At 66.4% G+C, this 18,974-nt stretch carries 19 protein-coding genes; 13 read left to right on the top strand and 6 right to left on the bottom strand.

The genetic code is table 11. The annotated features are described in order from the left end of the window. Nucleotides 1-6: 6 nt before the first annotated feature. From AB4Y42_RS28235 to AB4Y42_RS28225, 3 genes are all read right to left on the bottom strand, one after another. On the bottom strand, nt 7-981 hold the full coding sequence (locus AB4Y42_RS28235; RefSeq protein ID WP_368695984.1) for a quinone oxidoreductase: 975 nt from the start codon (nt 979-981) through the stop codon (nt 7-9). A gap of 57 nt (nt 982-1,038) precedes the next feature. Next, entirely contained in the window at nt 1,039-1,428 is a 390-nt protein-coding gene (locus tag AB4Y42_RS28230) for a methylglyoxal synthase (protein WP_321929849.1), read from the bottom strand. A 105-nt stretch (nt 1,429-1,533) separates the two neighbouring features. Then, complete coding sequence (locus AB4Y42_RS28225) at nt 1,534-2,313, bottom strand: SDR family oxidoreductase (RefSeq protein ID WP_368690859.1); 780 nt, start codon at nt 2,311-2,313, stop codon at nt 1,534-1,536. Nucleotides 2,314-2,684: 371 nt separating this feature from the next. On the opposite strand from AB4Y42_RS28225, the gene upp reads away from it, so the two are divergent. The 10 genes from upp (at nt 2,685) to mnmH (ending at nt 12,170) form a co-directional block, all read left to right on the top strand. Further along, nucleotides 2,685-3,335 (top strand): uracil phosphoribosyltransferase, encoded by a 651-nt coding sequence (upp, locus tag AB4Y42_RS28220; RefSeq protein WP_342921021.1) that lies wholly within the window; start codon nt 2,685-2,687, stop codon nt 3,333-3,335. 372 nt (nt 3,336-3,707) lie between these two features. Then, entirely contained in the window at nt 3,708-4,436 is a 729-nt protein-coding gene (locus tag AB4Y42_RS28215) for a YebC/PmpR family DNA-binding transcriptional regulator (protein ID WP_069265309.1), read from the top strand. A 123-nt stretch (nt 4,437-4,559) separates the two neighbouring features. Continuing rightward, nucleotides 4,560-5,834 carry a phosphoribosylamine--glycine ligase gene (gene purD / locus AB4Y42_RS28210; protein ID WP_368695983.1) on the top strand — a complete coding sequence of 425 codons (1,275 nt, stop codon included), beginning with the start codon at nt 4,560-4,562 and terminating at the stop codon, nt 5,832-5,834. A gap of 312 nt (nt 5,835-6,146) precedes the next feature. Continuing rightward, on the top strand, nt 6,147-7,082 hold the full coding sequence (gene hemF / locus AB4Y42_RS28205) for an oxygen-dependent coproporphyrinogen oxidase (RefSeq protein WP_368690861.1): 936 nt from the start codon (nt 6,147-6,149) through the stop codon (nt 7,080-7,082). Between the two features lie 4 nt (nt 7,083-7,086). Beyond that, on the top strand, nt 7,087-7,818 hold the full coding sequence (locus AB4Y42_RS28200; RefSeq protein ID WP_368695982.1) for a nicotinate-nucleotide adenylyltransferase: 732 nt from the start codon (nt 7,087-7,089) through the stop codon (nt 7,816-7,818). 2 nt (nt 7,819-7,820) lie between these two features. Beyond that, on the top strand, nt 7,821-8,288 hold the full coding sequence (gene rsfS, locus AB4Y42_RS28195; protein WP_368690863.1) for a ribosome silencing factor: 468 nt from the start codon (nt 7,821-7,823) through the stop codon (nt 8,286-8,288). Between the two features lie 36 nt (nt 8,289-8,324). Continuing rightward, complete coding sequence (rlmH, locus tag AB4Y42_RS28190; RefSeq protein ID WP_368690864.1) at nt 8,325-8,795, top strand: 23S rRNA (pseudouridine(1915)-N(3))-methyltransferase RlmH; 471 nt, start codon at nt 8,325-8,327, stop codon at nt 8,793-8,795. A gap of 136 nt (nt 8,796-8,931) precedes the next feature. Then, a complete protein-coding gene (locus tag AB4Y42_RS28185; RefSeq protein WP_368690865.1) occupies nt 8,932-9,555 on the top strand; it encodes a nucleoside triphosphate pyrophosphatase in 624 nt (207 codons plus the stop codon). 8 nt (nt 9,556-9,563) lie between these two features. Beyond that, complete coding sequence (rng, locus tag AB4Y42_RS28180) at nt 9,564-11,033, top strand: ribonuclease G (RefSeq protein WP_368690866.1); 1,470 nt, start codon at nt 9,564-9,566, stop codon at nt 11,031-11,033. A 36-nt stretch (nt 11,034-11,069) separates the two neighbouring features. Continuing rightward, nucleotides 11,070-12,170, top strand: coding sequence for a tRNA 2-selenouridine(34) synthase MnmH (gene mnmH, locus AB4Y42_RS28175; protein WP_368695981.1), 1,101 nt, complete (start codon nt 11,070-11,072; stop codon nt 12,168-12,170). A gap of 50 nt (nt 12,171-12,220) precedes the next feature. On the opposite strand, the gene AB4Y42_RS28170 is transcribed toward mnmH, so the two are convergent. Both AB4Y42_RS28170 and AB4Y42_RS28165 read right to left on the bottom strand, forming a co-directional pair. Next, nucleotides 12,221-12,538 carry a DUF4148 domain-containing protein gene (locus AB4Y42_RS28170; RefSeq protein WP_324160048.1) on the bottom strand — a complete coding sequence of 106 codons (318 nt, stop codon included), beginning with the start codon at nt 12,536-12,538 and terminating at the stop codon, nt 12,221-12,223. A gap of 178 nt (nt 12,539-12,716) precedes the next feature. Next, nucleotides 12,717-13,643, bottom strand: a complete 927-nt coding sequence (locus AB4Y42_RS28165) for a glycosyltransferase family 2 protein (protein ID WP_368690868.1) — start codon at nt 13,641-13,643, stop codon at nt 12,717-12,719. A 377-nt stretch (nt 13,644-14,020) separates the two neighbouring features. Here AB4Y42_RS28165 and AB4Y42_RS28160 point away from each other — a divergent pair, with 377 nt between their 5' ends. Continuing rightward, nucleotides 14,021-15,103, top strand: coding sequence for a glycosyltransferase family 9 protein (locus AB4Y42_RS28160; protein WP_368695980.1), 1,083 nt, complete (start codon nt 14,021-14,023; stop codon nt 15,101-15,103). Between the two features lie 92 nt (nt 15,104-15,195). On the opposite strand, the gene msbA is transcribed toward AB4Y42_RS28160, so the two are convergent. Next, nucleotides 15,196-16,980, bottom strand: coding sequence for a lipid A export permease/ATP-binding protein MsbA (gene msbA / locus AB4Y42_RS28155; protein ID WP_368695979.1), 1,785 nt, complete (start codon nt 16,978-16,980; stop codon nt 15,196-15,198). 280 nt (nt 16,981-17,260) lie between these two features. On the opposite strand from msbA, the gene AB4Y42_RS28150 reads away from it, so the two are divergent. Continuing rightward, nucleotides 17,261-18,076, top strand: a complete 816-nt coding sequence (locus tag AB4Y42_RS28150) for a glycosyltransferase family 2 protein (protein WP_368695978.1) — start codon at nt 17,261-17,263, stop codon at nt 18,074-18,076. After that, the gene (locus tag AB4Y42_RS28145; protein ID WP_368690872.1) at nt 18,073-18,906 is read left to right on the top strand and encodes a glycosyltransferase family 2 protein; all 834 of its coding nucleotides are present in this window, start codon (nt 18,073-18,075) and stop codon (nt 18,904-18,906) included. Before AB4Y42_RS28150 ends, AB4Y42_RS28145 begins: the two co-directional genes overlap by 4 nt. Nucleotides 18,907-18,974: the final 68 nt, after the last annotated feature.

Here is an 18,974-nt window from a genome sequence, read left to right as displayed (position 1 = left end):
GTCAGGTCACGGGATCAGCACGGTCGAACCGGTGGTCTTGCGCGCTTCGAGGTCGGCATGCGCCTGCCCGACGTCCTTGAGCGCGCAGCGCTGGTTGATCGACGTCTTGACCTTGCCCGACGACACCACGTCGAACAACTCGGCGGCCATCGCTTCGTAGTCGGCGCGCTTCGCGATATAGGTGAAGAGCGTCGGGCGCGTGAAGAAGAGCGAGCCGCGCCCGGCGAACTCCGACGAATCGATCGGCGGCAGCGGCCCCGAAGCATTGCCGAAGCTCACGAACATGCCGAGCGGCGCAAGACAGTCGAGCGATTTCGTGTAGGTGTCCTTGCCGATCGAGTCGTACACCACGGGCACGCCCGCGCCGTTCGTGATCTCGCGCACGCGCGCCGTGAAGTCCTCGCGCGTGTAGACGATCGGATGATCGCAGCCGTGCGCCTTCGCGATCGCGGCCTTCTCGTCCGAGCCCACGGTGCCGATCACGGTCGCGCCCAGCGCCTTCGCCCACTGGCACACGAGCAGGCCCACGCCGCCCGCCGCCGCCTGAATGAGGATGGTGTCGCCGGCCTGCACGCGATACGTGCGACGCAGCAGGTATTGCGCCGTAAGACCCTGCAGCATGATCGAAGCGGCGGCTTCGTCGCTGATCGCGTCGGGCAGCTTGATCAACTGGTCGGCGCGCAGCACGCGCTCCTGCGCGTAGGCACCCGGCGGGCGCGCGACATACGCCACGCGGTCGCCCACCTTCAGCGTGCTCACGCCGCGGCCCACCGCCGTCACCTCGCCGGCTGCCTCCATGCCGAGCCCGGCGGGCAGCGCCTGCGGATAGAGCCCCGTGCGGAAGTACACGTCGATGTAATTGAGGCCGCACGCGCTCTGGCGCAGGCGCACCTCGCCCTCGCCCGGCTCGCCCACGTCGACATCCACCCACTTCATCACTTCGGGGCCACCGGTCTTGTCGTATCGGATTGCCTTGGTCATCACGTCTCCTTGGTGTTGTCCTGGCTGGTTTCCTGAAATCGGGCTACGCGGCAGGCTTCAGACCGCGTTTTTCTGGCGCAGCGTGAGCACGTCGAGCAGCATGCGCGCCGTCGAGATGTTCGTCGCGCACGGCACGTCGTGCACGTCGCATGCGCGCACGAGCGCGTTGATGTCGGGTTCGTGCGGCTGCGGAGTCATCGGGTCGCGCAGGAAGATCACGATGTCGACGTTGCCTTCCGCGAGCCGCGCGCCGATCTGCAGGTCGCCGCCGTGCGGGCCCGAGAGCATGCGCTCGACGTTCACGCCCGTCGCGGCCTCGATGCGCGAGCCGGTCGTGCCGGTCGCGATGATCTCGCAGTGGCGCAGCGTATCGACGTATTCGGTCGCCAGCTTGACGATGTCATCCTTCTTGTGGTCGTGCGCGATCAGTGCGACGCGGGTTGGCATGGCGTAAGTCTCCTTGACGTGGGGTTTGCGTGCGTAATTGTCGTGATGCGTGTCGTGCTGCGTGTCGTGGTGGCGGCGCCGCGGCTGCCCAACGCTGACTCGATATCAGTAGGTGCCGGGATAGGCCCCGCCGTCGATCAGCCAGTTCTGCCCGGTGATATAGCCCGCGTGCACGCTGCACAGGAACGCGCAGGCGCGGCCGAATTCCTCGGGCGTGCCGAAACGTCCGGCCGGAATCGACTTCATGCGGCGCGCACGCGCTTCTTCTTCCGAAATCTGGCTCGCCTTCGCCTGCGCGACGATGGTGGCCTGGATGCGGTCGGTGTCGAACGCGCCCGGCAGCAGGTTGTTGATCGTGACGCCGGTGGCCGCGACCTGGCGCGCCACGCCCGCGACGAAGCCCGTGAGCCCCGAGCGCGCGCCGTTCGAGAGGCCGAGCACGTCGATCGGCGCCTTCACCGAGGAACTCGTGATGTTGACGATGCGCCCGAAGCCGCGCGCGATCATGGCGTCGATGGTGGACTGGATCAGCGCGATCGGCGTGAGCATGTTCGCTTCGAGCGCCGCGATCCACGCCTCGTGGGTGTACTTGCGGAAGTCGCCCGGTGGCGGGCCGCCCGCGTTGTTCACCAGAATGTCCGGCGACGGACACGCCGCAAGCGCGGCGGCCCGGCCCGCTTCGGTCGTGATGTCGCAGGCCACCGCCTTGACGTCCACGCCCGTGCTCTTGCGGATCTGCGCGGCGGTTTCCTCCAGTGTCTGCGCGGTGCGCGCGACGATCGTCACGTTGACGCCTTCGGCGGCGAGCGCCTCGGCGCAGCCGCGCCCAAGTCCCTTGCTGGCCGCGCACACCAGCGCGTTGCGTCCTGCGATGCCCATGTCCATCGTTTTTGTGTCCTTTTTGCGTGGATGACCGTCCTGTGACAGGGCGGACACGGCCAGGCCTTGCGCCGCGCCGCCCTGCGACCTTTTTGGGATTCTAGAAGAATCGGGCGCGACGCGTGGAAGGCCGCTGGCGCGGGACCCGGCAACCGGTGAGCGAAGTCGCCTCGCCACGCGCCATGCGCGCGCCGATGGGTGCATGCTTACCGTATACTTGCGCCTGTAGCGCGGCCCGGCGCCCTCGCAAGCCTTGAGCGCTTGCCGCGCGGCGGGCCGTGCTCGCCGCCACCGCGCAACCCGGGCGTGAGCTTCGGGCTCGCGCGGCAACGGCACGACCGCTTCTCCGATTCCCTTGCAGCCTTGTGCGCCCCGCCATGAAACAGGACAGCCGTTTCCCGAATCTCTTCATCCTCGATCACCCGCTGATCCAGCACAAGCTCACGCATATGCGCGACAAGGACACGTCCACGCGCACGTTCCGCGAGCTGCTGCGCGAGATCACGCTGCTGATGGGCTATGAAATCACGCGCGACTTGCCGGTCGCGTCGCGCCGCGTGCAAACGCCGCTCGTCGAAATCGATGCGCCGGTGATCGCGGGCAAGAAGCTCGCCATCGTGCCGGTGCTGCGCGCGGGCGTGGGCATGTCCGACGGCCTGCTCGAGCTGGTGCCGTCCGCGCGCGTCGGCCATATCGGCGTGTATCGCGCCGACGACCATCGCCCGGTCGAGTATCTCGTGCGGCTGCCCGACCTCGAGGACCGCACCTTCATCCTCTGCGATCCGATGGTCGCGACGGGCTACTCGGCGGCGCACGCCATCGACGTGCTCAAGCGCCGCGGCGTGTCCGGCGAGCGCATCCTGTTCCTCGCGCTGGTGGCCGCGCCCGAAGGCGTCGACGTGTTCCAGAAGGCGCACCCGGACGTGAAGCTCTACGTGGCGTCGCTCGATTCGCATCTGAACGAGCACGCCTACATCATTCCGGGCCTCGGTGACGCCGGCGACCGGCTCTTCGGCACGAAGAACTAACCGCCGCGCCGCGGTTGTTCAGGGGCGGCCGGGGAAAACGGGCCGCCCTCGCCCCATCCCCGCCTTGCGCGGGCACACCCGATCCTGCCCCCTTAGCGCCCTCAGCGGCCGGCGTAAGCGGCAATCGTCTGGCGTTGCGTTACGAAGGCAGGCGAAGCCGGTCGGTCCCGGCGTGATAAAATTCAGATCCACCTGAACGGGGGCTGCGTCCCGTCCTGCCGGCACATCGTGCTGCGCGGGCATGACGCGCGAGGCACGCGCGAAAATCACGCGCGCCGCGCGAACGACGCGCGAAGGCCGCACCCGGGAACATCGCAACGACAACAGCACATTGCACACTGCACGCGCATGGCGCGTGAGACGGAGAAAGGTATGGCGGGTCATTCGAAATGGGCCAACATCAAGCACAAGAAGGCTGCTGCTGACGCGAAGCGCGGCAAGGTCTGGACGCGGCTCATCAAGGAAATCCAGGTCGCGGCGCGCATGGGCGGCGGCGATGCCGATACGAACCCGCGCCTGCGTCTGGCTGTGGACAAGGCGTACGACGCCAACATGCCCAAGGACAACATCAACCGCGCCATCCAGCGCGGTGTGGGTGGCGTCGATGGCGCGAACTACGAGGAAATCCGCTACGAAGGCTACGGCATCGGCGGCGCGGCCGTCATCGTCGACACGATGACCGACAACCGCACCCGCACGGTCGCGGAAGTGCGCCACGCGTTCTCGAAGTTCGGCGGCAACATGGGCACGGACGGCTCGGTTGCGTTCATGTTCGATCACGTCGGCCAGTTCGTGTTCGCGCCGGGCACGCCCGAAGACGAGCTCATGAACGCCGCGCTCGAAGCGGGCGCCGACGACGTCGTGACGAACGACGACGGTTCGATCGAAGTGGTCTGTCCGCCGTTCGACTTCACGAAGGTAAAGACCGCCCTCGAAGCCGCGGGCTTCAAGGCCGAAATGGCCGAAGTCACCATGAAGCCGCAAAACGAGGTCGAATTCACGGGCGACGACGCCGTGAAGATGCAAAAACTGCTCGACGCTCTCGAAAACCTGGACGACGTCCAGGATGTGTACACCAACGCGTCGATCGCCGAGGAATAAGGCGTCGGCCCGGGAGGCCGCGTCGAGGTCTGCTTTGGCCCCGCCTCCTGCTCGCGATTTTCACGGCCGGCGCACTGCGCGCCGGCCGCAACTGTTTCTGGTCTTGGTCTCTCGGGGATTCTCATGAAGTTACTCGTCGTCGGTTCTGGCGGCCGCGAACATGCGCTGGCGTGGAAGCTCGCGCAGTCGCCGCGCGTGCAGCTCGTCTACGTCGCACCCGGTAACGGCGGCACCGCGCAGGACGAGCGGCTCGCCAACGTCGACATCACGGATATCCACGAGCTCGCCGATTTCGCCGAGCGCGAAGGCGTCGCCCTCACGGTGGTCGGCCCCGAAGCGCCGCTCGCCGCGGGCATCGTCAACGTGTTCCGCCAGCGCGGCCTGAAGGTGTTCGGCCCGTCGAAGGAAGCCGCGCAGCTCGAAAGCTCGAAGGACTTCGCCAAGGCGTTCATGAAACGCCACAACATCCCGACGGCGGCCTACGAGACCTTCTCGGACGCCGCCGCGGCGCACGCCTACGTCGAGAAGAACGGCGCGCCCATCGTCATCAAGGCCGACGGCCTGGCTGCCGGCAAGGGCGTGGTCGTGGCGATGTCGCTGGAAGAGGCGCACCAGGCCATCGACATGATGCTCGCCGACAACAAGCTCGGCGACGCCGGCGCGCGCGTGGTGATCGAGGAATTCCTCACGGGCGAGGAAGCGAGCTTCATCGTCATGGTGGACGGCAAGCACGTGCTCGCGCTCGCATCGAGCCAGGACCACAAGCGCCTGCAGGACGGCGACCAGGGCCCGAACACGGGCGGCATGGGCGCCTACTCGCCCGCGCCGATCGTCACGCCGCAGCTGCACGCACGCGTGATGCGCGAAATCATCCTGCCGACCGTGGCGGGCATGGAGAAGGAAGGCATCCGCTACACGGGCTTCCTCTACGCCGGTCTGATGATCGACGCGCAGGGCAACCCGAAGACGCTCGAATTCAACTGCCGCATGGGCGACCCCGAAACGCAGCCGATCATGGCGCGCCTGAAGGGCGACTTCTCGAAGGTCGTGGAGCACGCCATCGCCGGCACGCTCAACCAGGTCGAGCTCGAGTGGGACCGCCGCACGGCGCTCGGCGTCGTGCTCGCCGCGCACAACTATCCGGACACGCCGCGCAAGGGCGACCGCATCAGCGAGATCCCCGCGGAAACCGCCGATTCGGTGACGTTCCACGCGGGCACGCAGATGGTGGACGGCAAGCTCGTGACCTCGGGCGGCCGCGTGCTGTGCGTGGTGGGTCTCGCCGATTCGGTGCGCAGCGCGCAGAACGTGGCGTACGAGACCGTGAACCGCATCTCGTTCGACGGCATGCAGTATCGCAACGACATCGGCTATCGCGCCGCGGGGCGCAAGCAATAAGCGCAGTGCTTTGCCGGGGCCGCCACGATGCGGCCCCAAAGGCAGCGAACGGCCATGCGCCGCCGCGCAAAGGCGCGCTCACGGCATTTTCGCCTGGCCGGTTCGCGCGCCGAAAAGCCAACCTCCGCGCAGCAGTCCGAAGTGCGCGCAGACCGGCAGCCCGCGCGGCCGCCGTTAGCGCCGGACGTCGCGCCAATCGGCGCTACACTGCCGGTGTCAGGCCGCGCCAGGCGGTCTGTCCGAGTAACCCAACGCATAGCCCGACGAATAACCCGATTACAGCGCCGGTGCGCTGCCGTCCCCATTCCATCGATGACCGACACCCCTAACCGCGCCTACCCCGACAGCGCCGCCGTCCGCGCCTGGCTGGCCGGCCTGCAGACGCAGATCGCCGACACGCTCGGCGCCTTCGACGGCAAGCCGTTCGCCACCGACAACTGGCAACGCGGCCCCGGCGAGAAGCTGCGCGGCGGCGGTTGCACGCGCATCATCGAAGGCGGCGAGTTCTTCGAGCGCGGGGGCATCGGCTTTTCCGACGTTTCCGGCGACGCCCTGCCGCCCTCGGCAACGGCGGCGCGCCCCGAACTGAACGGCCGCGGCTTCGAGGCGATGGGCGTGTCGCTCGTGCTGCATCCGCGCAATCCGTACTGCCCGACCGTGCACATGAACGTGCGCATGCTGCTCGCCACCAAGGCGGGCGAGGCGCCGGTGTTCTGGTTCGGCGGCGGCATGGACCTCACGCCCTTTTACGGCTTCGAGGAAGACGCGCAGCACTTTCACGGCGTGTGCCGCGACGCGCTCGCGCCCTATGGCGAAGACCTGTACCCGCGCTTCAAGCGCTGGTGCGACGAGTACTTTTTCCTCAAGCACCGCAACGAAGCGCGCGGCGTGGGCGGCATTTTCTTCGATGACTACGCCACTGGCGGCTTCGACGAGGCGTTCGCCATGCTCCGCAGCGTGGGCGACGGCTTCCTGAAGGCGTATCTGCCGATCATCGAAAAGCGCCGGGCGACGCCCTACGGCGAAGCCGAACGCGAGTTCCAGGCGTACCGGCGCGGCCGCTACGTCGAATTCAATCTGGTCTGCGACCGCGGCACGCATTTCGGCCTGCAAAGCGGCGGCCGCACGGAATCGATCCTCATGTCGATGCCGCCGGCCGCCACCTGGCGCTACGACTGGCAGCCACGGCCGGGCACGCCGGAAGCGCGCCTCTACAGCGACTTCCTGCCCGTGCGCGACTGGGTCTGACGCCGTGACGCAAGCTTTCACCGTCCCGCCCAACGCGCTCGCACGGCGCGTCGGGCTGCTCGGCGGCACCTTCGATCCGATCCACGAGGGCCACCTCGCGCTCGCGCGCCATTTTGCGCGCGTGCTGGGCCTGAACGAGCTGATCCTGCTGCCCGCCGGGCAACCGTGGCAGAAGCCGGGCGTGACCGCGGCGCAGCATCGGCTCGCCATGACGCGTGCCGCCGCTGCCTCGCTCGCGCTACCGGGCGTGACGGTGACGGTGGACGCCGACGAAATCGGGCACAACGGCCCGACCTACACGGTCGAAACGCTGCGCCGCTGGCGCGCGCGGCGCGCCGTCGACGGCGGCGACAGCAACGCGCAAGCGGCGCTCACGCTGTTAATGGGCGCCGATCAACTGCTGCACCTCGATTCGTGGCACGAATGGCGCGAGCTTTTCGCGCTCGCGCATCTGGCCGTGGCGAGCCGCCCCGGCTTCGGCTTTGCGGCGCTGCCGCCCGAAGTTGCGCGCGAAGCCGCCGCGCGCCGTGCCGGCGCTGTCGCGCTTGCGACCACGTCGCACGGTCACCTGCTGGTCGACGAAACGCTCGCGCTCGACGTTTCGGCGACCGAAATCCGGCGCGACCTGCCGGCCTGCGTGGCAAGCGGGCAACGTCGCGGCACCGCCGCCGACAAGCTTCCCGCGGCCGTGTGGGACTATATCCTTCAACATCATCTCTATCTGCAACACGAGTAACTATGGACATCCGCAAACTTCAACGCGCCATCGTCGACGGTCTCGAAGACGTCAAGGCCCAGGACATCCGCGTCTTCAACACGAGCCATCTGACCGAGCTGTTCGACCGCGTGGTCGTCGCGAGCGGCACCTCGAACCGCCAGACCAAGGCGCTCGCCAACAGCGTGCGCGAGAAGGTCAAGGAAGCCGGCGGCGACATCGTCAGCACGGAAGGCGAGGACATCGGCGAATGGGTGCTAGTGGATTGCGGCGACGCGGTCGTCCACATCCTCCAGCCCGCGCTGCGCCAGTACTACAACCTCGAGGAAATCTGGGGCGACAAGCCGGTGCGCGTGAAGCTCGCGGCCAGCACGGGCTTCGTGGGCGCGCGCCCGAGCGAGCCGATGGACGACGAGGACGAAGAAGAAGTAGCCGCGCCGGCCGTCAAGAAGCCCGCGCGCAAGAGCGCCGCGCGTAAGACCGCGAAGTAAGCGCGGCGCGTTCGCGAACGACCATCGACCCGCACGATGAAACTGCATATCGTCGCCGTCGGCCACAAGATGCCGGACTGGATCGCCGCGGGCTTCGAGGAATATACGAAGCGCATGCCGCCGGAGCTGCGCATCGAGCTGCGCGAGGTGAAGCCCGAGCAGCGTTCGTCGGGCCGCTCGGCCGAGAGCGTCATGGCGGCCGAGCGCACGCGCATCGAGGCCGCGCTGCCGAAGAACGCGCGCATCGTCGCGCTCGACGAACGCGGCAAGGACTGGACCACGATGCAGCTCGCCCGTGCGCTGCCGCTGTGGCAGCAGGACGGCCGCGACGTGGCGTTCCTGATCGGCGGCGCAGATGGCCTCGACCCCGAACTCAAGGCGCGCGCCGACACGCTCCTGCGCCTGTCCTCCCTCACGCTGCCGCATGCGATGGTGCGCGTGCTGCTCGCCGAGCAGCTTTACCGCGCGTGGACCATCACGCAGAATCACCCCTATCATCGCGTGTGATGCAGGTTTAAAGCGCGAGGGCGCCGCCTTTCGTCGTGCGCCGGCGCCCCGCTTGCGCCCCCGCTCGAGCCCCGCTTGCGCCCGAAATGGCGGCCGCGCACGTCAACCCGAAGTCCGTAACGACAAAGACGCTCCGATGCCCACCAACGCGCCCTATCCGTTCGTCTATCTCGCCTCGCAGAGCCCGCGCCGCCAGGAGCTGCTGCAGCAGCTCGGCGTGCGCTTCGAGCTGCTGCTGCCGCGCCCCGACGAAGACGCCGAAGCGCTCGAAATCGCGCTGCCCGGCGAGCAAGCCGCCGTCTATGTCGAGCGCGTGTGCGCCGCGAAAGCCGACGCCGCCCGCGCGCGCCTCGTCGCGGGCGCGCACAAGCATGCGCCGATTCTGACCGCCGACACCACGGTCTCCATCGACGGCCATATTCTCGGCAAGCCGCACGACGCCGCCGAAGCCTACGCGATGCTCGAGCGCCTCGCCGGACGCGAGCACGAAGTGCTCACGGCGGTGGCCGTGGTCAACGCCGAAGGGGTCTGTCTGCCCGTCGCGGTCTCGCGCTCGCACGTGCGCTTCGCCCCGGCGCTGCCCGCCGCGATCGCGCGTTACGTGGCGAGCGGCGAGCCGTTCGGCAAGGCCGGCGCGTACGGCATACAGGGCCGCGCGGCGGAATTCGTCGAGCGAATCGACGGGTCCTATTCGGGTATCATGGGTTTGCCACTATTCGAAACGGCCGCCCTCCTGCGCGCCGCGGGCATCGACTTCTAGAACAAATCATGAACGAAGAAATCCTGATCAACGTCACGCCCCAGGAGACGCGCGTCGCATTGGTCCAGCAAGGCGCAGTACAGGAGCTTCACGTCGAGCGCACGCTGTCGCGCGGGCGCGTCGGCAACGTCTATCTCGGCAAGGTCGTGCGCGTGCTGCCGGGCATGCAGTCCGCGTTCATCGACATCGGTCTCGAGCGCGCCGCGTTCCTGCATGTGGCCGATATCTGGCATCCGCGCATTGCCGGCGAAGCGCATACGAGCGTGCATCATCAGCCCATCGAAAAGACCGTGTTCGAAGGGCAAACGCTCATGGTGCAGGTCGTGAAGGATCCTATCGGCACGAAGGGCGCGCGCCTTTCCACGCAGGTGAGCATCGCGGGGCGCACGCTGGTCTATTTGCCGCAGGAACCGCACATCGGCATCTCGCAGAAGATCGAGAGCGAGGCCGAGCGCGAAGCGGTGCGCGCGCGCCTCACGGCCGTGCTGCCCGCCGACGAAAAAGGCGGCTATATCGTGCGCACGATCGCCGAAGACGCCACGAGCGAAGAGCTTGCCGCGGACGTCGCGTATCTGCGCAAGACGTGGGCGACGATACTCGCCCAAGCGCAGCGCGTGCCCGCCACGAGCCTGCTCTATCAGGACCTGAATCTCGCGCAGCGCGTGCTGCGCGACTTCGTGAACGACGAGACCTCGCGCATTCAGGTCGATTCGCGCGAAACGTTCCAGAAGCTTACTGAGTTCGCCACCGAATTCACGCCCGCCGTGCAGCCGAAGCTGCATCACTACTCGGGCGAGCGGCCGCTCTTTGACCTCTACAACATCGAGGCCGAGATCCAGCGCGCGCTCTCGCGCCGCGTGGACCTCAAGTCGGGCGGCTACCTCGTGATCGACCAGACCGAGGCGATGACGACCATCGACGTGAACACCGGCGGCTACGTCGGCGCGCGCAACTTCGACGACACGATCTTCAAGACCAATCTCGAAGCGGCGCATACGATCGCGCGGCAACTGCGTCTGCGCAATCTGGGCGGTGTGATCATCATCGACTTCATCGACATGGAGAACGTCGAGCATCGCGACCAGGTGCTCGGCGAGCTGAAGAAGGCGCTTTCGCGCGACCGCACGCGCGTGACCGTGAACGGCTTCTCGCAGTTGGGCCTTGTGGAGATGACGCGCAAGCGCACGCGCGAATCGCTTGCCCACGTGCTGTGCGAGCCCTGCCCGACTTGCCTCGGCAAAGGCCAGGTGAAGACCGCACGCACCGTTTGCTATGACGTGCTGCGTGAAATTCTGCGCGAGTCGCGCCAGTTCAATCCGCGCGAGTTTCGCGTGGTCGCTTCACAGCAGGTCATCGACCTTTTTCTCGAGGAAGAGTCGCAGCATCTTGCCATGTTGATCGACTTCATCGGCAAGCCGGTTTCGTTGCAGGTGGAGTCGAATCTGAGTCAGGAACAGTACGACATCGTGCTCATGTAGCACGACGCCGTGGCAGGCATCACCGGAGCATCGCAGTTGAATCACCAGCGCGTCACCATTGAACAGATCGGCGAATTCGACGAGATCGTCGACGTCAGAACGCCGCTCGAATTTGCCGAGGACCACATTCCCGGCGCGATCAACGCGCCCGTGCTCAGCAACGAAGAGCGCGTGATCGTCGGGACGATGTACAAGGACTCGCCCTTCGAGGCGACCCGCGTGGGCGCGGCCATGGTGGCGCGCAATATCGCCATGCATCTCGACACGCTGTTTGCCGACCGTCCGCGCAACTGGCGCCCGCTCATCTACTGCTGGCGCGGCGGCAAGCGCTCCGGCTCGATGACGGCCTGGTTCAACATGATCGGCTGGCGCGCGCGTCAACTGGACGGCGGATACAAGGCGTACCGGCATACGGTCGTCGAGGCGCTCGGCACGCTGCCCGAAGGGTTTCGCTATATCGTGCTGGCCGGGCCGACCGGCAGCGGCAAGACGCGCCTCTTGAAGGCGCTGGGTCAAGCGAACGCGCAGATGCTCGACCTCGAAGGGCTCGCCGCGCATCGCGGTTCGTTGCTGGGCGCGCTGCCCGAGCGGGCGCAGCCGTCGCAAAAGTCGTTCGATACGGCGCTCGTAGAGACGCTGCGCGGCTTCGACGCCACGCGCCCCGTGTTCGTCGAGGCCGAAAGCCGGCGCATCGGCATCATCACGCTGCCGCCCGCGCTCGTCGAACGTCTGCATGCAGCGCCGTGTGTCGTACTCGATGTCGCGCGTAAAGAACGCATCGACTTGCTGCTCGAGGAGTACGGGCACCTGTTCGACGAACGTACCTATTTCCGCGAGCAACTGGACAAGCTCACGCCGCTGCATGGGCGCGAGCGCATCGAATCGTGGTGCAAGCTGCTCGACGAAGATCGCAGGGCAGAGCTTTACGAGGCGCTCGTCGCGCAGCACTACGATCCCGCCTACACGCGCAGCACGCGGCGCAACTTCGCGAAGCTCGAAAAATCGCTGCACTTCGCGTTCCAGCCGATGACGGGCGACACGCTCGCGCAAGCCCGCACGCTGCTCGTGCGGCTGGAGGAAACGGCCTACGCCGCGGAACCCGCGGACAGCGAAGCCGAAGCGCCTCGCACCGTCTGACGTATCCCTTCCCCTTCGCGGACTTCACAAAAGGCGCGCGCCGCGATGGCTTAGCGCGAGTACATCGCGTTCCAGTCTTCAGGTGAAACCGTGGCGCGGCCGCCCGATTGCGAGGCGTTCGCCACGCCGCCGTAGCTGCTGTTTGCGCCATTCAGCGCGGCGACCTTCGCCTGGGCGGCCTGGATTGCTTCGGGATAGTGAGCGTTGTCGCCATCACCGACGCGGTAGCCGACCTGCTGAAGCTGCACGAGTTCGGCGCGCACCTGGGCGCGGGTGATGGTCGAGTGCGACTGCGCGAACGAAGCGGTGGGCAGGGCGGCAGCGGCAAGAACGGTGGCGACGGCAACGGCTTGAATCAGGGACTTCATGGAAACGACCTCCAGTTGGATAGGCGGCCGACGTGCGACTGTGTGTGCATGCGACCGATGTACGCATCGTATGCTCACGAATCCCTAGGGTTAACCCCTGGAATCCTAAGGCACTGTTCCAATTCGAGGCAAAGTCCGCGCGAGCCGGCGCCGAAAGGCGCCGTCGGCGTTGGCGCGATTACGTACGCGGCGTGGCGTTTTGAGTCAACGAAGCGGTGTGCAGGAGCTGCGCAGGCAGATCGGGCTCCCACGCTTCGAGATCCTGCGTCGGGTAAAGGCCGAACGCGTAGATCACCCGCTTGAGACGGCTCACGAAGTTGGGGCGCGGCACGTTGGGCAGCGTGCCCGGCGCGGCGTCGGCCGTGCGGGCCATGTAGTTGTACTTGAAGTCGCGCTGCGTCACGCCCCACTTCAGGAGGAATTCGCGGCCGCCGCGGTTGCGGCGAATGCGTCCCGTCGTCCGGCAGCCGAAATGGTAGATGCGGCTCGCGCCCACCGAGCGGAACGTGCGACAGCCGACCAGCCAGAGCTTCATCAGGAAGTCGTCGTCGCTGCTCATGCCCGGCCCGAACTCGATGCTATAGCCACCCACGCGCAGCCAAAGCTCGCGGCTCACGAGCGTCGGCTGCAGCGCGATGCCGTTGCGGTCGGCCGTGTTCATCTTCGCGGCGAATTCGAGCAGCCCCGCCTCGTTGAAGTCGGCAGGACCCGTGCCGAAGTGGGCGACCGTCACGAGGCCGTTGCCGGTGTCGGTCGGCTCGATGATCTGCGAGGCGAGATAGGCAGGCGCCTGGCCGATTTCGCGCAATGCGTCGACGAAGGCCGAATCCCAACCGGGCGTGCAGAACATGTCGTCGTTCATGAACAGGATCCACTCGGTCGTGGCGAGGCGCGCCACGTCGTTCACGGCGAGGCAGACGCCCACGTTGCCTTTGCTCCACGTATGGCGGATACCCTGCTCACGGACCCAGTCGAGCGTGCCGTCGCTGCCGTCGTTGACGTGCACGAGAATCTCGTGCTCGAACGAAGAATGGCGCCGGATGCTGTCGACGCACATCTTGAGGTACGGCAGGTTGTTCCAGGTCGGGATCAGAATACTGAACATGAAGATTTGCCCTAGAAAGGGTCAGATTTGGCATCCGTGCGTTCCGTGCCCGCCGCGAGAACGGCCAGCATGGACACGTGGAAAATGGGTTCTTTCATAACGTCCTGACTACGCGGCTTTTTGGGTGCGAAGCATGACGAGAGACGCGATATTGTACGCATACATTCTTCTTACCCGAACCCGCCGCGGAAGTTCGTATCCTGCAGCGCCCGCCAAGGCAGCCGTCCCCGATCCTTCGTCAAGCGCGCGAGCCGCTATCGTGTGATAATAAGAGGTTATCTTGAAGAGCAAGTAGACCCGTGTTTCAGCAGACCAACTCAAACACTTCGTGGGTTTCGCCGGCAAGCTGGCTCGATCGCGCCGTTTCGCGGTCCTGCATGATCCCCTACCCGGGCGTGCCTTACGAGCCGGAGCCGTTTCTTCGCAGCACCAGCCGCATCAAGATCGCGAAGAAATACCTGCACAAGCAGTTTCTTTTGAAGGCGCACAGCCAGATGCGCCTCGAACAGGCGCATCTGGACCCTTCGCAGCGCATCCTCTGGGTCTACGCCAAACGCAATTTCGGCGACGCGACGATGGACATGGCCGGCCGCGCGCTGCTCAAGGACCTGGGCATGCGCATCGATCTGCTCGCGCTGCCGTCGCTGGTGCCGCTTTTCAGCGAAGACGACGTGTTCGGCAAGGTCTACGGCGACCCGGACGAAGTCGATGCGAGCCGCTACGACGCGATCCTGCTCTCCGAGTACAACCTGCCCTCGATTCGCATCAAGACCCGGCACTTCGCGAAGCTGCCGTACGCGGGCCTGTTCCGTTACTTCAACGGCCCCGACCGCAACCAGACCCGCTTCAGCTTCGCGAGCGTCAACGACGTGTTCTCGCTCGGTCACGACGCCGACACGCTCGCCGAAATCAGCAAGCCCTATCTCGCCAGCAAGCCGGCAACGCGCGAGTCGGTGCGCGGCCTCCTGCCGGCGCGTCCGTTCATCGCGATCGCGGCGGGCGGCGTCGACCCCGATCGTACCTACAACCGCTGGCCCGAAGTCGTCGAATTGCTGAACAAGTACGACAACGTGGGCGCCGCGAAGGAAATCGTCGTGCTCGGCTCCGACAACGGCACGCAGATCGCGGAGCAGTTGTGCGCGAGCGCGCCCGCTGGCGTACATATCCGCTCGTTGACCGGCAAGCTCGCGTTCCTTCAGGCACGCGAGATCGTCGCGCACGCCGAACTGTTCGTGGGCGCGGACGGCGGCCTGATGCACGTCGCCCACACCACGCAAACGCCCAGCGTCTCGCTGTTCAGGGAGCAAGAGCCGCCCGCGCTGCGGCTGACCGAAGCCTGCCGGTCCATCGGCCTGCAGGGCAGCGGCAACGTGGATACCATCCCGCCCGCGCAAGTCGTCGGCGCGGTGCTGCGCCAACTCGCCGCTCACGCGCCCGCTACGGCGCCCGCGGCGGCCTGATCACTCCAGACGTAGCGGCTCAGGCCCACGCCGGCGCACTTTCATGACCGCGGCGCGCCTGAACGCGCGCGCCGCGTCATCGCCCGGAAGACTCAGGCGGCGCTCTGCTGATACTGGATCTTGTGCAGGTGCGCGTACATGCCGCCCTTCTCGAGCAGTTGCTGGTGCGTGCCCGATTCGACGATATGGCCGCCATCCATCACGAGGATGCGGTTCGCGCGCTCGATCGTCGACAGGCGGTGCGCGATCACGAGCGTCGTGCGTCCGCGCATCAGCGTTTCCAGCGCCGCCTGCACGTGGCGCTCCGACTCCGAATCGAGTGCCGAGGTGGCCTCGTCGAGAATCAGGATCGGCGCATCCTTGTAGATCGCACGGGCGATCGCCAGGCGCTGGCGCTGGCCACCCGAGAACTTCATGCCGTTATCGCCGATCAGGGTGTCCATGCCCTCGGGCAGCGCCGAGATCGTCTCCCACAGGTTTGCGGCGCGCAGCGCGCGCTCCACGCGCTCGCGGTCGGCCGTCTGGCCATAGGCGACGTTGTTCGCGACCGTGTCGTTGAACAGCACCACGTCCTGGCTCACCATCGCGATCTGGCTGCGCAGCGCATGCACGTCGTAATCGGCGATCGACACGCCGTCGACCATCACCTGGCCGCCGCTCGGATCGAAAAAGCGCGGCAACAGATTCACGAGCGTGGTCTTGCCGCTGCCCGACGGGCCGGCGAGCGCCACCATTTCACCAGGGTTGATGCGGAACGACACATGGTCGAGCGTCACGCGGTGACTCGCTCCATAGGCGAACGACACGTCGCGGAACTCCACTTCGCCGCGCGCGCGTTCGAGCGGCAAGCCGCCGCCCACGGGCTCGGGCGGCTCGTCGATCAGCCCGAAGATCAGCTCGGCGGCGGTCATGCCGCGCTGCAGCGGCTGATTCACGTCGATCAGGTGCTTAAGCGGCGAGATCACGAGCAGCATCGACGTGACGAACGCCACGAAGCCGCCGACCGTCGTCTGGTCGTTCGAGGCCTGCACAACGGCAATGGTGATGACGATCGCCAGCGCGATCGAAGCGAGGAACTGCGTGAGCGGCTGCGCGAGCCCGCCCGACACCGTCATGCGCATCTGGTAGCCGCGCAGGCGCCGGCTCATTTCGCCGAAGCGGTCCTTTTCGTAGCGCTCGCCGTTGTGAACCTTGACGACCTTGTAGCCGCCCACCGTCTCCTCGACGATATAGGACAGGTCGTTCGTGAGCATCTGATGCTCGCGGTTCAGGCGGCGCAGACGCCGGTTGATCTTGCTGACGAGCCAGCCGATCGCCGGCAGCAGCACCGCGACGATCAACGTGAGCCGCCAGTTCAGATAGAACAGGTAGCCGAGCAGGAAGATCACCGTGAGCGAGTCGCGCACGAGCGTGACCAGCACGCCGAGCAGCACGCCGAGAATCTGGTTGACCTCGAACACGATCGCGTTGATGACCGTACTCGCGGTTTCGCGCTGAAAGAAGCCGACGCTCGCGTGAATCATGCGCTCGAACATCTTCAAGCGCAGCGCGAGCAGCACGCGGTTCGACACGTACTGCAGCAGGTAGCCGGACGCGTATTGCGCGAGGCCGCGTACGAGCGCCAGCCCGATGACCGCGATAGGCACCAGCCACTTCGCTTGCGGAGCGCCGCGCGTGCCGAAACCGTGATCGAGCAGCGGCTTGAGCAGTGCGGGAATACCGGCTTCGGTGGCCGCCACCACAGCCATCGCGAGCACGCCTGCGAGGAGCACCCACATTAGCGGCTTCACATACGGCCACAGCCGCCGGCCAATCACGAGCGGCGACGACTTGGTGTCGGAGCCGATCGGCTTGCTCAAGGTTGATCTCTCGCCCAAAATTTCCTCGAAAAAAATGCGGGTAATCTGCCCGCCCCCCGGCAAACAGGTACGCCATTGTAAACGTTCGGCCCAGGAGGCGATGTATCCGTCCGGACGGGCCCGGCGCCGGGGCGGTTTCGTCGCCGCCGGCGTTTTTGTATATACTCAGCGACTCGGCTTCGGGGCACGAACGCGCGCGCAGCAAGCGTCTGCGCGAAGCGCTCTCCGAACGCGAGGCCGGCTCCAGCCGGCCGTCCCGCCCTCTTCACCTTCTTCCAGCCATCGCGAGCCAGCGCCGATGAACGACAGCGCCAAACCCGATGCGATCAGCGTCATCGTCATCGTCAAAAACGAAGCACACGATATTCGGGACTGCCTTGCTTCCGTGCACGGCTGGGTCGACGAAATCGTCGTGCTCGATTCGGGCAGCACGGACGGCACCCAGGCCATCTGCCGCGAGTTCGGCGCGACGGTCGTCGAAACCGACTGGCCCGGTTTCGGCCCGCAAAAGCAGCGCGCGCTCGACGCGGCCCGCGGCCCGTGGATTCTCTCGCTCGACGCCGACGAGCGCGTTTCCCCCCTGCTTCGCGACGAGATTCTCGCAAGCGTGAAGACGAACGGCGCCGACCTGTTCCGCGTGCCTCGCCAGTCGAACTACTGCGGCAAGTGGATCCGCCATTCCGGCTGGTCGCCCGACTATGTGACGCGGCTCTTTCGCCGCGACGCGGCGCGCTTCTCGAACGATCTCGTGCACGAACGCGTGATCGCCGCGCCCGAGGCGCGCATCGGCACGCTCGCTCAGGCGCTGATTCACTACAGCTTCCGCGACTTCTCCGAAGTGCTCGGGAAAATCGACAGCTATTCGACCTACGGCGCGACCCAGGGCGCAGCGCGCGGCAAGCGCGGCGGCCTGCGCAAGGCGCTGCTGCACGGCTTCTGGTCCTTCGTGCGCAGCTGGATCATCCAGCGCGGCTTCCTCGACGGCAAAATGGGCTTCGTGCTGGCGATCTCCAACGCCGAAGGCACCTACTACCGCTACCTGAAGCTCATGCTCCTCGAGACCCAGCAGTCCGCCGCCGCAAAAACCCGCGACGCCGCACCGGAGAGCCGATGAACGCGCGTCGCGACATGCTGGTTTCGGTGATCGTCAGCACCTATAACCGGCCCGATGCGCTCGAACGGGTACTGGCCAGCCTGAGCGCGCAGTCCGACACGCGCTACGAAATCATCGTCGCCGACGACGGCTCGGCCGATGCGACACGCGCAACCGTCGAGCGCTGCGCGGCGTCGAGCCCGGTGCGCATGGAGCACGTGTGGCACCCGGACGACGGCTTTCGCCTCGCCGAGATTCGCAACAAGGGCATCGTGCAGGCCCGCGGCGATTACCTGATCTTTCTCGACGGCGACTGCGTCGCGCAGCACGATTTCGTTGCGCGCCATCGGCAGCTCGCAAGCGTGCACGCCATCATCACCGGCAGCCGCATCCTGCTCGACGAAACGCTCACGCAACAGGTGATCGCGCAGACGATTCCGCTTGCGGATAAGGGCTTCGGCTTCTGGGTGCAGCAACGCCTCGCTGGCCACGTCAACAAGATCGCGCCCCTCTTCGTCAAGCTGCCGGATCGCAAGTGGCGTGTGATCGAGCAGTTCAAGTGGCGCGGCATCAAGGGCTGCAACATGAGCGCCTGGCGCAGCGACATCGAGCGCGTGAACGGGTTCGACACCAGCTTCACCGGCTGGGGGCACGAGGACGCCGATTTCGTGGCCCGGCTCGCCAATTGCGGCGTGCACCGCAAGCTCGGCGCCTATGCGACGGAAATCTTCCACCTGTGGCACCGCGAGCAGCCGCGTGCGCAGGCAAACTCCAACGAGCAACGGGTCAAGGTGCGTATCGCGGACGGCACCGTGCGCGCCGAACGCGGTCTGGCCGAACTCGCGAGCTAAACGCGCGTTTGGCCGAACGACGGCATGGCATGGCATGGCATGGCATGGCATGGCATGGCAGCAGTGAA

The sequence above is a fragment of the Paraburkholderia sp. EG286B genome (assembly GCF_040965655.1).
Lineage (GTDB): Bacteria > Pseudomonadota > Gammaproteobacteria > Burkholderiales > Burkholderiaceae > Paraburkholderia.
Note: the sequence above shows the minus strand (reverse complement) of the source record. Positions and strands in the feature narration are given on the sequence as shown.